This is a genomic window from Nocardioides sp. 503 (genome assembly GCF_004522095.1).
Taxonomy (GTDB): Bacteria; Actinomycetota; Actinomycetes; order Propionibacteriales; family Nocardioidaceae; genus Nocardioides.
This window is the reverse complement of the sequence record NZ_SPUI01000001.1, coordinates 152,283-170,695: the sequence shown is the minus strand read 5'-3', so window position 1 is coordinate 170,695 and position 18,413 is coordinate 152,283. Positions and strand designations below refer to the sequence as shown.

Sequence of the window (18,413 nt, the reverse complement as noted above, 5' to 3'; positions counted from 1 at the left end):
CACTGCCCGCCGGAAACTCACGCTTCCCGGCCGAAGCTTCGTACCGGAAGCGTGAGTTTCACCGGGTACCCGGTGAATCTCCTCCCCCGAGCGACGCGTCAGAGCGCGAGCTGCGCGTGCACGACGCCGGCGAGCCGGTCGGCGACGTCCTGGGCGAGCTCCTGGGTGGGGGCCTCGACCATCACGCGCACCAGCGACTCGGTGCCTGAGGGGCGGAGCAGCACGCGGCCGGTGTCGCCGAGGGCGTACTCCTCCTCCGCGACCGCCGCGGCCAGCACCGGGTCGTCGTCGGCGCGGGTCTTGTCGACGCCGGGCACGTTGACGAGCACCTGCGGGAGCCGGGTGACGACCCCGGCGAGGGAGGCGAGGCTCTGGCCGGTGGCGACCATCCGGTCGAGCACGTGCAGGGCGGTGAGGATGCCGTCGCCGGTGGTGGCGTGCTCGCTCATGATCACGTGGCCGGACTGCTCGCCGCCCAGCGTGTAGCCGGAGACCCGCATGGCCTCGAGGACGTAGCGGTCGCCGACCTTGGTCTGGCGCACGCCCAGCCCGGCGGCCTTCATGGCCTGCACGAAGCCGAGGTTGCTCATGACGGTGGCCACGACGGTGTCCTTGACCAGCTGGCCGGACTCCGCCATGGCGATCGCGAGGACCGCGAGGATCTGGTCCCCGTCGACCGTGTTGCCCTCGTGGTCGACGGCGAGGCACCGGTCGGCGTCGCCGTCGAGCGCGAAGCCGACGTCGGCGCCGTGCTCCAGGACGGCCTCACGCAGCGGGCCGAGGTGCGTGGAGCCGCAGCCGTCGTTGATGTTGAGCCCGTCGGGCTCGACGCCGATGGCGATGACCTCGGCGCCGGCCTGGCGCAGCGCGCGCGGCCCGGCCTCGTGAGCGGCGCCGTGGGCGCAGTCGAGGACGACCTTGAGGCCGGTCAGCGGCCGGTGGATCGTGGAGAGCAGGTGGTCGACGTACTCCTCGACCGGGGTGGCGTACGGCGAGACGCGGCCGACCTCGCCGCCGAGCGGGCGCTCCCAGGCCATCTCGAGGTGCGCCTCGATGTCGCGCTCGACGGCGTCGTCGAGCTTGAGCCCGCCGCGGGAGAGGAACTTGATGCCGTTGTCGGGCATCGGGTTGTGCGAGGCGCTGATGACCACGCCGAGGTCGGCGCCCAGGGCGTGCGTCATGTAGGCGACGCCCGGGGTGGGCAGCACCCGCAGGCGCACCACGTCGACGCCGGCCGAGGCCAGCCCCGCCACGACGGCGTGCTCGAGGAACTGCCCCGAGATCCGGGTGTCGCGCCCGACGACGGCGATCGGCCGGGGTCCGGCGTACTCCCCGCGGTCGACGAGGACCCGGGCGGCGGCAACGGAAAGGTCCAGGGCCAGCTCAGCGGTCAGATGACCGTTGGCCAGGCCCCGGACCCCGTCCGTGCCGAAGATGCGCGGCATGCAGTGCTACGCCGCGATCAGCGCTTGCTGAACTGAGGCGCCTTGCGGGCCTTCTTGAGACCGGCCTTCTTGCGCTCGATGACGCGGGCGTCACGAGTCAGCAGTCCGGCCTTCTTGAGCGCCGGGCGGTTGGCGTCGGTGTCGATCCAGTTCAGGCAGCGGGCCACGCCGAGGCGCAGCGCGCCGGCCTGGCCCGTGATGCCGCCGCCGTGGATGCGCGCGATGACGTCGAAGCGGCCCTCGAGCTGCAGCTCGGCGAACGGCTCGTTGACGACCTGCTGGTGCAGCTTGTTCGGGAAGTAGGAGTCGAGCGTGCGACCGTTGACGGTCCACACGCCGGTGCCGGGGACGATCCGCACGCGGGCGACGGCCTCCTTGCGGCGGCCGGTGGCGGCCGCGGGGGCGATCGTCGCCGGGCGGGCGGGGGTGTCCGCGGACGCGGAGCTCTCGGAGCTGTAGGCAACGCCCTGCTCGTCGGTCTCGTAGGTCTCCTCGACCTCGGTGCTGGTGTCAGCCACTGTGTTCCTCAACCTTGCTTTCGACGTCGATGATTACTGGGAGATCTGCGTGATCTCGAAGGGAGTGGCCTGCTGGGCCGAGTGCGGGTGGTTCGGGCCCGAGTAGACCTTGAGCTTCTTCATCAGGGCGCGGCCGAGCTTGTTCTTGGGGAGCATGCCCCACACGGCCTTCTCGACCGCCTTGCGGGCGTCCTTGTCGAGGACCTCGCCGATGGGGGTCGAGGTGAGACCGCCCGGGTAGCCGGAGTGGCGGTAGGCCAGCTTGGTGGTGCGCTTGCTGCCGGTCAGGGCGACCTTCTCCGCGTTGACGACGATGACGAAGTCACCGGTGTCCATGTGCGGGGCGAAGATCGGCTTGTGCTTGCCGCGGAGGAGCGTGGCGACCTCGACGGCGAGACGGCCGAGGATGATGTCCTCCGCGTCGATGACGTGCCAGTCGCGCTGGATGTCGCCGGGCTTGGGGCTGTACGTGCGCAAGACGGTTCTTCTCTCTTCGTTCGTGGGAGCCCGTCGGATGAGACTTCCGGGCGGTGGAGCTGCGCCTTCTGACGAACACGGCCCGGCTTGGTGTCCGGGACTGCATCCGAGCCTTGCGTGAGCAGGTCCGGACGCGGCAGGAGTCGCGACCGGCAAGACTACGGCGCTGGCGCCACGAGGGTCAAAACGAGGCGCGCGGACCTCGCGCGAGGCAGGTCCGCGAGACACCCGGCCGCGACCCCCGGAGACGCGAACATGGACACGGGGTTCGCGCCCCGACCACCCGCGGTTTAGGTTGGACGGCGTGACTGACTCTCTCACCGTCCGAGACAACCGCACCGGACAGGAGTACGACGTACCGATCCTCGACGGCACCATCAAGGCCGCCGACGTCGGGAAGATCAAGACGGGAGAGGACGAGCCCGGGTTGGCCGTCTACGATCCCGGCTTCGTCAACACCGCCTCCTGCCGCAGCGCCGTGACCTTCATCGATGGCGACAAGGGCATCCTCGAGTATCGCGGGTACCCCATCGAGCAGCTGGCTGAGAAGTCCAGCTTCCTCGAGGTGGCCTACCTGCTGGTCCACGGCACCCTGCCCACCAAGGAGGAGTACGACTCCTGGGTGCACGAGATCACCTACCACACCTTCGTGCACGAGAACGTGAAGACGTTCATGCAGGGCTTCCGCTACGACGCCCACCCGATGGGGATGCTCATGGCGTCCGTGGGCGCCCTGTCGACGTTCTACCCCGACGCGCGCAACATCAGCGACGCCGACAACCGGCACATGCAGATCGTGCGGATGATCGCCAAGATGCCGACGCTCGGCGCTTGGTCCTACCGCCACGCGCAGGGCAAGCCGTACGTCTACCCCGACAACGACCTGAGCTACACCGCCAACTTCCTCTCGATGCTCTTCAAGATGAGCGAGTCGAAGTTCGAGGCCGACGAGCGGCTGGTCAAGGCGCTCGACGTGCTTTTCATCCTGCACGCCGACCACGAGCAGAACGCCTCGACCAACGCCGTGCGCTCGGTCGGCTCCACCCAGGTCGACCCCTACTCCGCCGTGTCGGCGGGGGTTGGCGCCCTCTTCGGCCCGCTGCACGGCGGCGCCAACGAGGCCGTGCTGCGGATGCTGCGGCGGATCGGGTCGAAGGAGAACATCCCCGACTTCATCAAGGGCGTCAAGGACGGCAACGAGCGGCTCATGGGCTTCGGCCACCGGGTCTACAAGAACTACGACCCGCGCGCCAAGATCATCAAGAAGTCCGCCGAGGACGTCTTCGAGGTCACCGGCACCAACCCGCTGCTCGACATCGCGCTGGAGCTGGAGAAGATCGCGCTGGAGGACGAGTACTTCGTCAAGCGCAAGCTCTACCCCAACGTCGACTTCTACTCCGGGCTCATCTACGAGGCCTTCCAGTTCCCGCCCGAGATGTTCACCGTGCTCTTCGCGATCGGCCGGACCCCGGGCTGGCTGGCCCAGTGGCTCGAGCTGGTCCAGGACAAGGAGCAGAAGATCGCGCGCCCCAAGCAGATCTACACCGGCGACCGCCGGCTGGACTTCGTGCCGGCCTCCGAGCGCTGGGCGTAGTCCGCTGACCGTCCGACAGCCCCCGCCCCTCGTCTGGGCGGGGGCTGTCGCGTTCCTGTCCCTGGGCCTGCTCGCGCTGGCGGTCGCCGGCGGGTGGCTGGGCGCCGACGTCGACCGCGGCGCCAACTTCTGCGAGGCCGCCGCCGGCACCGTCCGTCAGCCCGTCAACACTCTCAGCAACCTGGGCTTCGTCGCGGTCGGGCTGCTGGTCGCCCGGCAGGCGGGACGCCCCGGTGGGCTCGGCACCGGCACGCTGGCCCAGCGGCCGGGGCTCGCGACGGCGTACGCCTGCGTGGTGGTGCTGCTCGGCCCGGCCAGCATGGCGATGCACGCCACGGAGACCGAGCTCGGCGGTCACCTCGACATGGCGAGCATGTACCTCATCGCCGCCTTCGCCGTCGCGTACGCCGCCATGCGGCGCTGGGAGAGGGGCCCGGCGTTCCTCGCGGCGCTCTACCTCGCCGTGCTGGTCGTCTGCGAGCTCGTCGCGCTGCTCGGCGAGGTGCCGTGGCTGGGGCACGCCGGCAACGTCGCCTTCGGGGCCGGCCTCGCGAGCGCCCTCTGGCTGGAGTCGCGCGTGGCCCGCGGGGGCCGGCTCGTCCTCGACACCCGCTGGGCGTGGGCGGCCGCCGGCAGCATCCTGGTCGCGCTGGCGATCTGGACCACCGCCAAGACCGGCTCCGCCCTGTGCTTCCCGACCTCGCTCTACCAGGGCCACGGCGTGTGGCACCTGCTGTGCGCGCTGAGCGCCTGGTGCCTGTTCCGGCTCTACGTCAGCGAGCGCCCCGTCGGCGAGCAGGCGCGCGACCTCAGCGAGCCGGCACCAGCGCGACGACCGGGATGACGCGCGAGGTCTTGGCCTCGTACTCCTTGAAGCCGGGGTAGAGCTCGGCCTGCTGGGCGTAGAGGCGGTCGCGCTCGACCCCGGTCACCTCGACCGCGCGGACCGCGACCTCGTCGTCGCCGACCTCGATGCGGGCGTCCGGGTGCGCCTTGAGGTTGTGGTACCAGTCCGGGTTGTCGTCGGCGCCGGCCTTGGACGCGAACACGACGTAGCGCTCCCCCTCCGGCAGGTACATCATCGGGCTCACCCGCTCCTGGCCGGACTTCGCGCCGGTGCTGTGCAGGAGCAGCAGCGGCGCGCCCTCGAAGGGACCGCCGACCTTGCCGTGGTTGGCCCGGAACTCCGCGATGACCTGGTCGTTGAAGTCGCTCATGACCGGAGTGTCTCGCGTCGCGGCCGCATGTGAAATGGTGCGGCCCATGCGTGTCGGGATCGTGGGACTCGGGATGGGCGGCGCGACGCTCGCCTGCCTGCTGGCCGACCGCGGCGTCGACGTGACGGTCCTCGAGCAGGCCGAGGACCCGCGCCCGACGGGCGCCGGCATCTGGCTTCAGGCGATGGGCCAGGCCGTCCTCGACCGGCTCGACCTGCTGGAGCCACTGGCCGCGGTGTCCCGGCCGGTGTCGCGCGTCCGGATCGAGACGTCGACCGGGCGGGAGCTGCTGGACTTCGGCTACGACGCCGTGCCGGGGGCGCAGCCGGCGCTGGGCGTCCACCGCGGCGCGCTGTTCGGGCTCCTCCACGAGGCGGTGCTGGGACGCGGGGTGCCGGTCCACCTCGGGGTGCCGGTGAGCGGGGTGCGGCCCACCGCAGCCGGCGTCACGGTCGAGACCGCCTCGGGCGACCACTCGTCCTACGACCTGGTGGTGGGCTGCGACGGCAGCCGCTCGTCGGTCCGGCGCAGCATGGGCGTCACCGTGCGCGACCGGGAGTACGAGTACGGCGCCCTGTGGGCCATCGTCGACGACCCCGGCTCCCTGGCCGCCGACTGCCTGTTCCAGAGCCTGCGCGGCACCCGCTCCTACCTCGGCGTGCTGCCCACCGGGCAGGACCGCAGCTCGGTCTTCTGGTCGGTGCGGCGCCGCGACATGCACGCCGTGGTCGCACGCGGGCTCCCCGCCTGGCGCGAGGAGGCCCGTCCGCTCGCGGGGAGGTTCGCGCCGCTGCTCGAGGCCGTGGAGGAGCTCCTGCCGGCCGGCTACCGCGACGTCGTCACCCGCACGCCGTACCGGCTGGACGGCGCGCGCGGCGCGGTCCTGGTCGGCGACGCCGCCCACGCGATGAGCCCCCAGCTCGGCACGGGCACCTCGCTGGCCCTGGCGGACGCGTGGGCGCTCGACCATGCCCTGGCCGCGCACCCCGACCTGCGCGACGCCCTGCCGGCCTACACCGCCGACCGGGCCCGGCACGTCCGGTGGTACCAGTGGCTGACCCGGCTGATGATGCCGGTGTTCCAGAGCGACCTGGCACCCCTGGCCTGACCGCGCGACCTGCTGTCACCGGCCGTGATGCGGGTGCCCGGCATGACCGGCCAGATGGTGGCGACGCTCCTGGGCGACCGGACCTCGCCGTGGTCGGCGTGGGCGTTGCCCGCTCACGTGGACTCAGCCGGCTGAGACGACCTTGACGGTCTCGCAGCCGATGACGGTGGCCTCGGCGGGCGGCTCGGAGTTGAAGACCACGACGTCCTTGCCCGCACCGCAGCGGACCTCGAGGTCGTCGTCGGCGTAGGTCGCGAAGATCCGGTCGTCGCCGCCACCGCCCCACGCGGAGTCGTCGCCGAAGACGTAGATGGTGTCGTTGCCGGCGCCGCCCCAGGCGGAGTCCTCACGGCCGTCGCGACCGGTGTCGATGGTGTCGTTGCCTCCGCCTCCCCACAGGGAGTCCTCGCCCTTGCCGCCGTTGAGTCGGTCCTTGCCGGCGCCACCCCACACGGAGTCGTCACCGGCGCGGGCGCGCAGGCGGTCGGCACCGCCGTAGCCCCACATGCTGTCGCCGCGCGGGGTGCCCACGAGCGTGTTGGCGCGGTCGTCGCCGCGACGTACGGCGGCGTCGGCCGGGGCTGCGGCGAGCGCGAGCGGCAGCGTGGCGATGAGGGCGGCGGCGAGGGTGCGGGTGCGAGGGGTCATGGACCGATCCTCGCACCTCGGGGGCCTGGCCGCCTCGGACCAGCGCCTCAGACCCGCTCCTCCTCGGGGCGCCCCGGGTCGTCGTAGGCCGGCTCCTGCTCGTGGGCGCGCAGCGCCTCGAGCTGGGCGCACACCGCGACGCCGTAGAACAGCGAGATCGACGAGAGCAGGCTCCACAGCAGCAGCGCGACGATGCCCGCGAGCGGTCCGTAGGTGCTGCCGAAGGAGCCGCTGAGGTTGACGTAGAGCGCGAGCCCGGCCGCCGCGAGCATGCTCAGGCCCACGGCGACGGCGGCGCCCAGCGCCAGCCAGGACAGCGCCGGCTGCCGGCGGCGCGGGGCGTGGTCGAGCAGCACCGCGATCGTGACGACGAGGAGCAGCAGCCCTGCGGGCCAGCGCGCCACCTGCCACGTCGTGTGGGTGCCGCGGGACCAGCCGTACTCCTCGACCATCGCGTCCCCGAAGGCTCCGCCCGCGACGAGGAGCAGGAAGCCGAGCCCGACCGGCACCGCCAGCACGGCGGTCAGCGCCGCCGCCCGGCCGTACTTGGCCGGCGCCGGGCGGTCGCGGCGGATCCCGTAGATCCGGTTGCTCCCGCGCTCGACCTGCGCCATCGCGGTCGTCATCGACACCAGCGCGAAGAGCAGGCCGACGACCAGCGCGAGCTCGCCGCCGCCCTCCGACCCCGAGGCGATGGCCCCCACGAGGGCGTCGTCGCCGCTCGAGCCGGGCGACACCGCGTTGATCGTCCGGGCGACCACCTGGGCCGAGCGGTCCTCGTCGAGGTCGGCGGCCAGGCCGGTGACCGCGAGCATGAACGGCACCACCGCCAGGCACGTCTGCAGGGCGAGCGCCCGGCTGTTGGTGAACCCGTCGCCGTAGCGGAACCGGACGAAGCCGTCGACCGCGACCCGGCGGAGCCCGAAGCGCCGGGCGAGGCGCCAGGCGTCCTCGGCGTCGAGCTCGTCACCGTCCATCTCGGTGGTGACGGGGACCGTGCGCGCCGTCGTCATCCGCAAACCCTAGGAGAGCCTCCGGAGTTCTTCGGCGGCGCCCAGCAGCGTCTCAGGATGGTCACAGGCGGCGTGCGCAGCATGGAGGACATGAACGACCAGCCGACCTTCCCGCCGCCGAGCCACCGCCCCGGCGAGCCCACGGACTCCACCGAGTCCTTCGAGACCACGCAGCCGCTGTCCTTCGCCGCACCGCCGGCAGCGGCTCCCTCCCCGGCCCCGACCTCCCGACCGGCGATCCCTCGCCGTGGTCGGGCCGGATTCGCCGCCGCCGTCGTCGGCGCCTCGCTCCTCGTGGGCGGGGCCGCCGGCGTCGGTGGCGCCGCCGCCTGGAACACCTACGACGACGACGGCGGTGGCGCCTCCTCGAGCGCCACGCCGGACCGCACGACGTCCCAGGTCGCCAACACCCCCGACAGCGACGCGCCCGCCGGCAGCGTCGAGGAGGTCGCCTCCTCGGTCCTGCCCTCGGTCGTCAAGCTCGACGTGTCGGGCGGGCAGGGCGCCGGGTCCGGCTCGGGCATCATCCTGAGCTCCGACGGGCAGATCCTCACCAACAACCACGTCGTCGAGCTCGCCGGCGACGACGGCCAGATCACGGTGTCGTTCAACGACGGCACCAAGGCCCCCGCCGAGGTGCTGGGCACCGACCCCCTCACCGACACCGCGGTCATCCAGGCCCAGGACGTGAGCGGGCTGACGCCGGCCACGATCGGGGAGTCCGACAACCTGGACGTGGGCGAGGAGGTCGTGGCGATCGGCTCGCCCTACGGCCTGGAGTCGACCGTGACCAGCGGCATCGTCAGCGCGCTCAACCGGCCCGTGGACGTCGGCTCCGACGGTGACGGCAACAGCACGACGTACCCCGCCATCCAGACCGACGCCGCGATCAACCCCGGCAACAGCGGAGGCGCGCTGGCCGACATGGACGGCAACGTCATCGGCATCAACTCCTCGATCCGCTCGGCCTCCAACGGCAGCGGCGAGGCCGGCTCCATCGGCCTCGGCTTCGCGATCCCGATCGACTCGGTCCTGCCGATCGTCGAGCAGATGACCGACGGCGAGACCCCGACCCACGCCAAGCTCGGCGTGAGCGTCCAGGACGTCGCCGACGCGACCGGCGCCGAGGTCACCGAGGGCGCCCAGATCGGGAACGTCAGCGACGGCTCCGCGGCCGGCTCCGCCGGTCTCGAGGAGGGCGACGTGATCACCAAGGTCGACGACACGATCATCACCGGCGCCGACTCCCTGGTGGCGACCATCCGCACCTACCGCCCCGGCGACCAGGTCACGGTGACCTACGAGCGGGACGGCAAGAGCGACACCGCCACGCTGACCCTGGACTCCGACGCCCAGCGCAGCTCCTCCTGAACCTGACGGGCGGGTGACCCGAGACCGCCCGCCCGTCAGCCCAGTCCCCTACCGTCCCCGCCAGGAGCGCCCGCCGTCAGGTGAGGCGCTTCTGCAGCTCTCCGGCCCGTTCGACGGGGACGAAGCCCAGCCGCTCGTTGACGCCGACCATGTGGCCGTTGACCTCGGCGTTCCAGGTCACGACCCGTTCGGCTCCGGGGTCCTCGCGCTGCAGCAGTCGCAGGTTGGCGACCTTGACGGCCATCCCCAGCCGGTGGCCGCGGTCGGCGCGGCGCACCAGCGTCCCCCACTGGTAGACGCGGCCCGGCTCGTGGACGGTCGTCGCCACGTCGGTGTAGGCCACGACGGCGCCGTCGGCGTCGAGGGCGACGGTGTTGTACTTCGTCCGCCCCTGCCGGCGGTGCAGGTCCTCGGCCTCCCGCTGCGCCACGAGGTCGACGGCCTCTGGCTCGCGGTCCATCTCGCCGGTGGGTGCCTCGGTCATCAGCGAGGAGCTCAGCTCGGCCCAGCCCTGCAGCAGCTCGTCGGGTACCGGCCCGACGAAGGAGCGCAGCGTGTAGCCCCGGTGGTACGCCGCCGCCTCGGCCGCCAGCTCCGCGAGGAGCTCCTCGGCCACCGGCAGGCGCAGCTCGCGCACCACGTCGCCGAGCGCTAGCCGGAAGCCGTGGGCGAGCGCGAACTCCAGCCCCGGCGACCCGGCGCCCGTGGGCCCCAGGTCGTAGGGCCAGGCGGCCTCGGCGGCGAGCAGGTGGCGGCCCTCGGACCGCACGACCTCCTCGACGGCCGCGAGCATGGCGGTGCCGTGCCCGCGGCGTCGACGGCCCGGGTCGACGTGCACGGCGACCTCGGCCTGGTCGAGGTTGTCGAGCAGCGGGAGCATCACGGCGCCGGCGGCGACCACCCCACCGTCCGCCTCGCCGAGGATCCCGACCCAGCGGCGGCGCCGGCTCGGCTTCTTTAGCTGGACGCGCAGCTCCGCCAGCTGCCACGGTGTCGCGAGCTCCTCACGTCCGTGCCGCTCGGCGCGCGAGTAGACGTCGTGCCACGCCACGACGGCCGCGTCGTCGTCGGGGTCCACGAGGCGGGTCCGGAGCTCGCTCATCGGGTGCGCTGCACCCGGCCCTCGTCCCACACGGGACCGTCGGACTCGTAGACCTCGCCGTCGGCGCCGTAGACCAGGAACCGGTCGAAGCCGCGGGCGAACCACCGGTCGTGGGTCACCGCGACGACGGTGCCGTCGAAGGCCTCCAGCCCCTCCTCCAGCGCCTCGGCGGACTGGACGTCGAGGTTGTCGGTGGGCTCGTCGAGCAGCAGCAGCGTGGCTCCGGACAGCTCGAGCAGCAGGATCTGGAAGCGCGCCTGCTGCCCGCCCGACAGCGACTCGAAGCGCTGGTCGGCGGCGTGCGCGAGCTCGTAGCGGTCGAGCACCCGCGCCGCCTGCTCCTGACCCATGCCATGGCGCCCGCGCCCGTCGGCCTCGCCGTCGCCGCGGTGCAGGATCTCGGTCAGCGTGCGGCCCACCAACTCGGGGTGCTCGTGGGTCTGCACGAACCACCCGGGGCGCACCCGCGCGCCGAGCTTGGCCGTGCCGGTGTGCGGCACGGCCTTGATCGCCACCTCGCCCACGGGCTGGTGCTCGACGTCGGGGTCGCTGCCGCCGGCGGCGAGCAGCCGCAGGAAGTGCGACTTGCCCGAGCCGTTGGACCCGAGCACGGCGACCCGCTCGCCGTACCAGACCTCGAGGTCGAACGGCCTCATCAGCCCCGTCAGCTCGAGGTGCTCGCAGACGACCGCGCGCTTGCCGGTGCGGCCGCCCTTCAGGCGCATCGTCACCTGCTGCTCGCGGGGCTGCTCGGTCGGCGGGCCGGCCTCTTCGAACTTGCGCAGCCGCGTCTGGGCGGCGCGGTACTGGCTGGACATGCCGTCGTTGTACTCGGCCTTGATCTTCAGGCGCAGCACGAGCGCCTTGATCTTGGCGTGCTCCTCGTCCCAGCGCCGGCGCATCTCCTCGAAGCGGGCGAACCGGTCCTTACGAGCGGCGTGGTAGCTCGCGAAGCCGCCCGGGTGGGTCCACACCAGGTTGCCGGCGTGGCCGAGCTCGACGGTGACGACGCGGGTGGCGGTGTTGTCGAGCAGCTCGCGGTCGTGGCTGATGAACAGGATCGTCTTGTCGGAGTCGCGGATGCGCTGCTCGAGCCAGATCTTGCCGGGCACGTCGAGGAAGTTGTCGGGCTCGTCGAGCAGGAGCACCTCGTCGGGCCCGGCGAGGAGGTACTCCAGCACCAGCCGCTTCTGCTCACCGCCCGAGAGGGTGCGCAGCTCGCGGTACTTGGCCCGGTCGTAGGGCACCGCGAGGGCCTTGACCGTGCAGACGTCCCACGTCACCTCGATGTCGTAGCCCCCGGCGTCGGCGTACTCCGCGAGCGCCTCGGCGTAGCGCATCTGGGTCTTCTCGTCGTCGGTCTCCATCAGGGCCAGCTCGCAGCGGTCCACGTCCGCCGCGGCGGCGCGCACCCGCGGCGGGGAGACCGACAGCAGCAGGTCGCCCACGGTCGGCTGGTCGCCGAGCCCGGCGTTGACCATCTGCCGCATCACGCCCAGGCCGCCGCTGCGGGTCACGGCGCCGGCGTGCGGCACCAGGTCGCCGGTGATGATCTTGAGCAGGGTGGTCTTGCCGGCACCGTTGGCCCCGACCAGCGCCACCTTGGCGCCCTCGCCCACGCGGAACGACACGTCGTCGAGCAGCACCCGCCCGTCCGGCAGCTCGAAGCGCACTCCACTGACCTCTACGTGTCCCACGTGGAGCGATTCTCCGCCATGCGACGCCGTGAGGCACCTTCTTTACGAGCGGGAGCCGGGACCCGCGGCCCGACGACTCGCTACACCCGAACGGGCGATACTGGCGTGCGCGGAGGAAGCACCGTGTTTTAGGATTGGCTGTCATGACGGCACAGGCGGAGGTCGCGCACAGCGACGTGGAGGCCGCCCGCACCCGCCGTCCGGGGGTCCGCCTCGCCGCCATGCTCGTGTGGGTGGCCGCCGTCGCTGTCTGGTGGTGGCGCTTCGGCATCCCCAACGACTCGATCACCGTGATGATCACCCTGTGGCTGGGCACGGTCGCGTGGAACATCGAGGCCCACCCGCGCGAGCACCTGAACTTCCTCAAGGACTGGTGGCTCCCGGCCGCCCTCCTGACGTTCTACTTCTTCAGCCGCGGCCTCACCGACGAGCTGAAGATCCCGGTCCACTGGACGATGCCGATCGACGTCGACCGCTGGCTCGGCTTCGGCACGACCCCGACCGAGCACCTGCAGGCGGCCTGGTGCGGCGACCCGTGCACCAAGGAGAGCGACCCGCGCTGGTACGACGTGGGGTTCACGTTCGTCTACGCCTCCCACTTCTTGACCGGCCTGACCCTCGCCGTGGTGCTGTGGGTGCGCAACCACGCCGAGTGGCAGGTCTGGATGCGCCGCTTCGTGGGCCTCAACTTCGGCGGCCTGCTGATCTACATCTCCTACCCGATGGCGCCGCCCTGGCTGGCCTCCGACGAGGGCTACCTCGGCCCGGTCGAGCGCCTCACCTCGCGCGGCTGGCGCGACATCGGCCTGCAGCGCGTCGACGTGATCCTCAACGGCGTGGGCAACCCCGTGGCCGCGATGCCGTCGCTGCACTTCGGGACGGCCTTCCTGATCGCGCTCTACGCCGCCTGGCGGCTGCGCAGCCCCCTTCGCTGGGCGCTCTTCGCCTACCCCGTGGCGATGGGCCTGGCGCTGGTCTACTACGGCGAGCACTACGTCGTGGACCTGATCGCGGGCGGCGCCCTGGCCGGCCTCGTGATGGTGCTGTGCCGTCGCTGGGAGCGGCGGCGCGAGGACCGCGCCGAGGTCCAGGCGACCGCTGACGACGTGCGCGTCTGACCCTGCTTCTACCTGTCAGTAGCATCGGGGCAGCCGACCAGGAGAGGGGCCGACCCGCATGCAGCTCGAGCTGTCCGAGGACGACCAGGAGTTTCGCGCCGAGATGCGCGCGTTCTTCACCACCGGGGTCTCCGAGGAGATCCGCCGCACGGTGATCGAGGGACGCGAGCTCACCCGCGACCAGATCGTCGAAGCCCAGCAGACGCTCAACGCGGCCGGCCTCGCCGTCCCGCACTGGCCCGAGGAGTACGGCGGGCGCGGCTGGAGCGAGCTGCGGCGCCACATCTGGCACGAGGAGATGCAGCGCGCGGGCGTGCCGACGCCGCTGGCGTTCAACGCCTCCATGATCGGGCCGGTGATCGCGCACTTCGGCACCGAGGAGCAGAAGCAGCAGTTCCTGCCCAAGACGGCCAACCTCGACATCTGGTGGAGCCAGGGCTTCTCCGAGCCCGACGCCGGCTCCGACCTGGCCAGCCTGCGCACGACCGCGGTCAAGGACGGCGACGACTGGGTCGTCAACGGCCAGAAGACCTGGACGACGCTCGGCCAGTTCGGCGACTGGATCTTCACCCTGGTCCGCACCGACCCCGACGTGAAGAAGCAGGCCGGGATCTCGATGCTGCTCATCGACATGACGAGCCCGGGCCTGGAGGTCCGCCCGATCGAGCTCATCGACGGCGGCTTCGAGGTCAACGAGGTGTGGTTCGAGGACGTGCGCGTCCCCGGCGCCAACCTGGTGGGCGAGCTCAACGGCGGCTGGACGATCGCAAAGTTCCTGCTCGGCAACGAGCGCGTCGGGGTGGCGCCCGTCGGTGCCACCAAGCGCATCCTGGCCCGCGCCAAGGACCTCGCCAAGGAGACCTCGGACGGCGAGGGCGGCACGCTGCTCGACGACCCGCTGGTCCGCGCCCGCATCGTGGAGCTCGAGAACGAGCTGCTCGCGCTCGAGCTCACCGCCCTGCGCGTGGTCGCCCACTCGGCCGGCGGCGAGCCGCACCCGGCCTCCTCGGTGCTGAAGCTCAAGGGCACCGAGCTGCAGCAGGCCGTCAGCGAGCTCATGGTCGACCTGGCCGGGCCCGCGTCCGTCGCCTCGGGCGCCGGCGACGAGTCCGACCTGCCCGACTGGGCGCGCACCGTCACGCCGACGTACCTCAACCTCCGCAAGGCATCCATCTACGGCGGCTCCAACGAGATCCAGCGGCAGATCATCAGCCGCACGATCCTCGGACTCTGAGCCAAGGGGACACGACATGGACTTCACGTACGACGATGAGCAGGTCGCCCTCCGCGACGCCGTCCGCGGCCTCGTGGGCAAGGCCTACCACGACTACGAGCACCGCCGCCAGGTGGTCAAGGCCGACCCCGGCTTCGACGAGCAGCAGTGGGCCCGCCTGGCCGAGATGGGCGTCCTGGGGCTGCCGTTCTCCGAGGAGGACGGCGGCGTCGGCGCCGGCCCGGTCGAGATCGGGATCGTCTGCCAGGAGCTGGGGCGCACGATCGCGCCCGAGCCGTTCCTGGCCTCGGTCGTGCTCGCCGGCGGCCTGGTCGCCGCCGCCGGGACCGCGGAGCAGCGCGCGGAGGTGCTCGGCGCGCTCGCGGCCGGCGAGAGCGTGCTGTCCTTCGCGCACCAGGAGCCCGGCCGCCGCTGGGGCGCGAGCGCCGAGACGGTGACGGCCACCCAGGACGGCGACACCTGGACGCTCACGGGCGTCAAGGAGCCGGTCCTGCACGGCGCCCGCGCCGATGTGCTGGTCGTCAGCGCCGCGCTGCCCGACGGCGGCACCGGCGCCTTCCTGGTCGCCGGCGACGCCGAGGGCCTCACCCGCACCGGCTACGCGACGTACGACGGCGGGCGCGCCGCCCGCATCGCCCTCGAGGGCACCCCGGGCTCGCCGCTCGGCGCGCCCGGCCTGGACCTCACCGCCTCGATCGCCACGGTCCTGGACATCACCCGGATCATGGCCGCCAACCAGGCGCTCGGCGCGATGCAGACGCTGCTGAAGGCGACGACCGACTACCTCAAGAGCCGCAAGCAGTTCGGCGTCACGCTCAACACCTTCCAGGCCCTGACCTTCCGGGCCGCCGACATGTACACCTCGCTGGAGCTCACCCACAGCCTCGTGGACTGGTCGACGATGGTCATCGCGGCCGGCTCGCCCGAGGAGGTCGCCGCGGCAGCGTCGCGCGTGTCCCTCCAGGTCAGCCGCGGCGGGCGCCACGTCGGCCAGGAGGCCATCCAGCTGCACGGCGGCATCGCGATGACCGCGGAGTACAACGTCGGCATGTTCGTCGCCCACCTCACCGCCCTCGACCACCTCTTCGGCGACGGCGACCACCAGCTGCGGGTGCTCTCCTCCGAGGTCGCCGACTACGACCTGCTCGACCCGCTGGAGGTCTGACCTCCGGCCCCCGGTGGTCGAGAAGCCACGAGCGCAGCTGAGGAGCGCCCGTCGAGATCCCGGCCCTCAGCCGCGAGGTGACGCTCTCCGGACGCGCCGATGGCCCCGCCGAGGCGGGGTGGGGGGCGGTCAGGTTCGTCGAGGGGGTTCGTGGGCCGAGGTCGGGGTGGTGATGGCCTGGGTGCCGGTGTGGTCGCGGCGGTAGGCGTGACCGAAGGGCGAGTGCCACAGGTAGGTGCCGCGGTCGAGGACGTCGTAGTCCCAGCGGCCGTGGGTCTTGAGCCTGTGGTGCCCTCGACACAACGGCGCGGTGTTGCACGAGCACGTCGGCCCACCCTCGGCGAACGGGATCGCATGATCCACGTCGCAGCGCACGGCGGGTCTGGTGCACCACGGGAAGACGCAGGTGTGGTCGACGAGCTCGTCCTGCTCACGCAGGCGGTCGGGGATCTCGTAGGCCGCGACGTGGACGTGGCCGCTCAGGTCGCGGACGGGTTTGACGATGACGCGGGTGTCGGGGCGCCCGCACCACTCCCGGATCGTCTCGGCGAGCAGCGGCGTCCGGGTGTTGCCGAGTCGTCCGACCCCGTCGAGGTCCTCATGCACGTGGACGACCACCTCGGTGGTTGAGGAGGGACGAAGTCCCGTCTCGAAACCACCCTCCCCAGCGTCGTCGAAGGGCAGTGAGTCATACCCGCGGGCCAGGTCCCCGGCCGCGATCGACCGACGCACGTCGAGGGACTCCTCGGACCCGGCGGCCTTGAGCTCGGCCGCCCGCCGGGACAACGCCCCGTCGAAGGCGACGGCGTCGACGTAGTCCAGCGTCCCGGACACCTCGACGGTGCCGTTGATCGACACGTAGGCCTTGTCGACGTCGAGCCGTCGGGAGTCGGCCTCTTCGCGGCGGGCCTTCTCGGCGGCTTCGGGGTCGAAGCGCGCCTTGGCGGCGGCGATCTGGCGCTCGATCTCGGCGAAGGAGACCTTGTGCGCGACGAACCCCACCATCCGGTCCACGTAGGCGGCCCCGGCTGGGGGGAGGCACATGGTGTGCTCGGCGATCCAGCGGGCTCTGTAGAACGGCAGCTCCATCGCCTCGACCCGTGCCCAGACCCGGGGGAGGCGGTAGCGGGCCTCCAAGGCGGCGCCGACGTACCTCTTCGCGGAGTCGGTGGACATGCCCAGCGCCGCGCCGAGCTCCATGACCGCGAACTCCGAGACCCAGGGGGCGCCGTCGCCGGCGAGCGGGATGCCGTGGTCGCCGAAGGAGGCTTCGGCTTCGTCGGTCGTGGTGTGCAGGACGCACCAGTCGATGACCGCGCCAAGGCGCTGCACCTCGACCGCGGCGGCGGCCCGGGTGGTGGTGCGCATGACCTCGAGGAGGTCGGCGGCGGGGCTGGTCATGGGTCTACTCAAGCACCGACCACCGACAGTCAAAGCCCTGCAAGGGGGCTCAGGAGGCCTTATCCACAAGGGCTGTCGAAACTTTCTGAGCTTTTTTTCGGGGGTGGTTTCGAGACGGGACTTCGTCCCTCCTCAACCACCGGGCCAGGCGGCCGGCAGCGGCGCGCAACCCAGCGCCCACCTCGTCCCCGTAGCTGCCAAACACCGCAACCAACGGCGGCGCGCAAGCCGACGAGGAGCCCCCCGAGCAGGCAGCCAGAGGCGCGAGGGGTCTCGACGTGCGCTCCTCGCTGGCGCTCGTCACTGCTCGACCACCGGAGGGTGGCGGCAAATCGGTGGTCGCTGTCGAGGATCAGCGCTAGACATCTCCTCGTGGCACTCCAGTGGACCGACCCGGCATGGCTGGCGCAGGCGCACGCCTGGGTCGACGCACGACTGGTCGAGCTCGGCGGCACCCGCACGGGCGACGTCGAGCAGCCGCACGTCGAGGTCTGGTCGACGGTGCTCCGCGTCCCGACGACGTCCGGACCCGTGTGGTTCAAGGCCAACCACGGACCCCTGCAGCACGAGGCGGCCGTGGTCACCCTGCTCGCCGAGCGGGTCCCCGACCTGGTCGACCCGTTGCTCGCCGCCGACCTCGACCGCGGCTGGATGCTGATGGACGACGCCGGCGAGCGGCTGCGCGAGCTGGTGGTCGTCGAGCGCAGCCTGGAGCGCTGGCACCACGCCCTCGACCACGTGGCCCGCATCAGCCTGGCCCTGGAGGACGATGTCGACGCGCTGCTCGCGACGGGCCTCCCCGACGTGCGGCTCGCCGTCCTGCCCGAGCGCTACGCCGCCCTCCTGGACGAGATCGGCGCGGAGCCGCGGTTCCGCGCCGCGGCCGACACGGTCGCCGACCTCGCCGACCGGCTGGCGGCGTACGGCGTCCGCGAGAGCATCGAGCACGACGACCTCCACGACGGCCAGGTCTTCGTCCGTGACGGCCGGCACCGGGTGATGGACTGGGGCGACGCCTGCGTGTCCCACCCGTTCTTCGTGCTCTCCGTCGCGCTGGAGGGCCAGCTCGCGTGGGGGCTGGACGACGTGGAGGGGTCGCTCGACACCTCCCCGTTCCGCGACACCTTCCTCGCGCCGTACGCCGCCGCCTACCCCCACCTCTCGCGCGCCGACCTGGTGGAGGCGGTGTCCGTGGCGACCCGGCTCGGATGGGCGGCGCGGGCGGTCAACGGCCACGTGCCCGAGGACCCGCATCGCACGCAGCAACGGCTGGAGATGTTCGTGGACGGTCGCGTCAGCGACTGA

The 18,413-nt window shown here is 72.0% G+C and carries 17 protein-coding genes; 8 read left to right on the top strand and 9 right to left on the bottom strand.

The window, feature by feature from the left end:
• Positions 1 to 98: 98 nt before the first annotated feature.
• Genes glmM through rplM form a run of 3 tightly spaced genes read right to left on the bottom strand, consistent with a single transcriptional unit; the run spans position 99 to position 2,440 of the window.
• The gene (gene glmM / locus E4622_RS00910; protein WP_134738210.1) at positions 99 to 1,445 is read right to left on the bottom strand and encodes a phosphoglucosamine mutase; all 1,347 of its coding nucleotides are present in this window, start codon (positions 1,443 to 1,445) and stop codon (positions 99 to 101) included.
• 17 nt (positions 1,446 to 1,462) lie between these two features.
• Positions 1,463 to 1,963, bottom strand: a complete 501-nt coding sequence (gene rpsI, locus E4622_RS00905; RefSeq protein ID WP_134738209.1) for a 30S ribosomal protein S9 — start codon at positions 1,961 to 1,963, stop codon at positions 1,463 to 1,465.
• Between the two features lie 33 nt (positions 1,964 to 1,996).
• Entirely contained in the window at positions 1,997 to 2,440 is a 444-nt protein-coding gene (rplM, locus tag E4622_RS00900) for a 50S ribosomal protein L13 (protein WP_134738208.1), read from the bottom strand.
• 304 nt (positions 2,441 to 2,744) lie between these two features.
• Here rplM and E4622_RS00895 point away from each other — a divergent pair, with 304 nt between their 5' ends.
• Both E4622_RS00895 and E4622_RS00890 read left to right on the top strand, forming a co-directional pair.
• A complete protein-coding gene (locus E4622_RS00895; protein WP_134738207.1) occupies positions 2,745 to 4,034 on the top strand; it encodes a citrate synthase in 1,290 nt (429 codons plus the stop codon).
• A gap of 4 nt (positions 4,035 to 4,038) precedes the next feature.
• Entirely contained in the window at positions 4,039 to 4,878 is an 840-nt protein-coding gene (locus E4622_RS00890; protein ID WP_134738241.1) for a ceramidase domain-containing protein, read from the top strand.
• Here E4622_RS00890 and E4622_RS00885 read toward each other — a convergent pair.
• Positions 4,844 to 5,251, bottom strand: a complete 408-nt coding sequence (locus E4622_RS00885) for a nitroreductase family deazaflavin-dependent oxidoreductase (protein ID WP_134738206.1) — start codon at positions 5,249 to 5,251, stop codon at positions 4,844 to 4,846. The genes E4622_RS00890 and E4622_RS00885 overlap by 35 nt on opposite strands.
• Positions 5,252 to 5,297: 46 nt before the next feature.
• On the opposite strand from E4622_RS00885, the gene E4622_RS00880 reads away from it, so the two are divergent.
• A complete protein-coding gene (locus E4622_RS00880) occupies positions 5,298 to 6,359 on the top strand; it encodes an NAD(P)/FAD-dependent oxidoreductase (protein WP_167735935.1) in 1,062 nt (353 codons plus the stop codon).
• A 123-nt stretch (positions 6,360 to 6,482) separates the two neighbouring features.
• Here E4622_RS00880 and E4622_RS00875 read toward each other — a convergent pair whose 3' ends face one another.
• Together E4622_RS00875 and E4622_RS00870 are read right to left on the bottom strand one after the other, a co-directional pair.
• Positions 6,483 to 7,007 carry a calcium-binding protein gene (locus E4622_RS00875; RefSeq protein ID WP_134738204.1) on the bottom strand — a complete coding sequence of 175 codons (525 nt, stop codon included), beginning with the start codon at positions 7,005 to 7,007 and terminating at the stop codon, positions 6,483 to 6,485.
• A gap of 47 nt (positions 7,008 to 7,054) precedes the next feature.
• Positions 7,055 to 8,020 carry a YhjD/YihY/BrkB family envelope integrity protein gene (locus E4622_RS00870; protein ID WP_134738203.1) on the bottom strand — a complete coding sequence of 322 codons (966 nt, stop codon included), beginning with the start codon at positions 8,018 to 8,020 and terminating at the stop codon, positions 7,055 to 7,057.
• A 90-nt stretch (positions 8,021 to 8,110) separates the two neighbouring features.
• Here E4622_RS00870 and E4622_RS00865 point away from each other — a divergent pair, with 90 nt between their 5' ends.
• Entirely contained in the window at positions 8,111 to 9,391 is a 1,281-nt protein-coding gene (locus E4622_RS00865) for a trypsin-like peptidase domain-containing protein (RefSeq protein ID WP_134738202.1), read from the top strand.
• Positions 9,392 to 9,467: 76 nt separating this feature from the next.
• On the opposite strand, the gene E4622_RS00860 is transcribed toward E4622_RS00865, so the two are convergent.
• Complete coding sequence (locus E4622_RS00860; protein WP_134738201.1) at positions 9,468 to 10,493, bottom strand: GNAT family N-acetyltransferase; 1,026 nt, start codon at positions 10,491 to 10,493, stop codon at positions 9,468 to 9,470.
• Complete coding sequence (locus E4622_RS00855) at positions 10,490 to 12,190, bottom strand: ATP-binding cassette domain-containing protein (RefSeq protein WP_134738200.1); 1,701 nt, start codon at positions 12,188 to 12,190, stop codon at positions 10,490 to 10,492. Before E4622_RS00855 ends, E4622_RS00860 begins: the two co-directional genes overlap by 4 nt.
• A 143-nt stretch (positions 12,191 to 12,333) precedes the next feature.
• On the opposite strand from E4622_RS00855, the gene E4622_RS00850 reads away from it, so the two are divergent.
• Genes E4622_RS00850 through E4622_RS00840 form a run of 3 tightly spaced genes read left to right on the top strand, consistent with a single transcriptional unit; the run spans position 12,334 to position 15,707 of the window.
• Positions 12,334 to 13,308 carry a phosphatase PAP2 family protein gene (locus tag E4622_RS00850; RefSeq protein WP_134738199.1) on the top strand — a complete coding sequence of 325 codons (975 nt, stop codon included), beginning with the start codon at positions 12,334 to 12,336 and terminating at the stop codon, positions 13,306 to 13,308.
• Positions 13,309 to 13,366: 58 nt separating this feature from the next.
• Positions 13,367 to 14,542 carry an acyl-CoA dehydrogenase family protein gene (locus tag E4622_RS00845; protein WP_134738198.1) on the top strand — a complete coding sequence of 392 codons (1,176 nt, stop codon included), beginning with the start codon at positions 13,367 to 13,369 and terminating at the stop codon, positions 14,540 to 14,542.
• Between the two features lie 16 nt (positions 14,543 to 14,558).
• Positions 14,559 to 15,707 (top strand): acyl-CoA dehydrogenase family protein, encoded by a 1,149-nt coding sequence (locus E4622_RS00840; protein ID WP_134738197.1) that lies wholly within the window; start codon positions 14,559 to 14,561, stop codon positions 15,705 to 15,707.
• A gap of 129 nt (positions 15,708 to 15,836) precedes the next feature.
• On the opposite strand, the gene E4622_RS00835 is transcribed toward E4622_RS00840, so the two are convergent.
• A complete protein-coding gene (locus E4622_RS00835) occupies positions 15,837 to 17,108 on the bottom strand; it encodes an HNH endonuclease signature motif containing protein (protein ID WP_134738196.1) in 1,272 nt (423 codons plus the stop codon).
• Positions 17,109 to 17,480: 372 nt separating this feature from the next.
• Here E4622_RS00835 and E4622_RS00830 point away from each other — a divergent pair, with 372 nt between their 5' ends.
• Positions 17,481 to 18,413, top strand: a complete 933-nt coding sequence (locus E4622_RS00830; RefSeq protein WP_134738195.1) for a hypothetical protein — start codon at positions 17,481 to 17,483, stop codon at positions 18,411 to 18,413.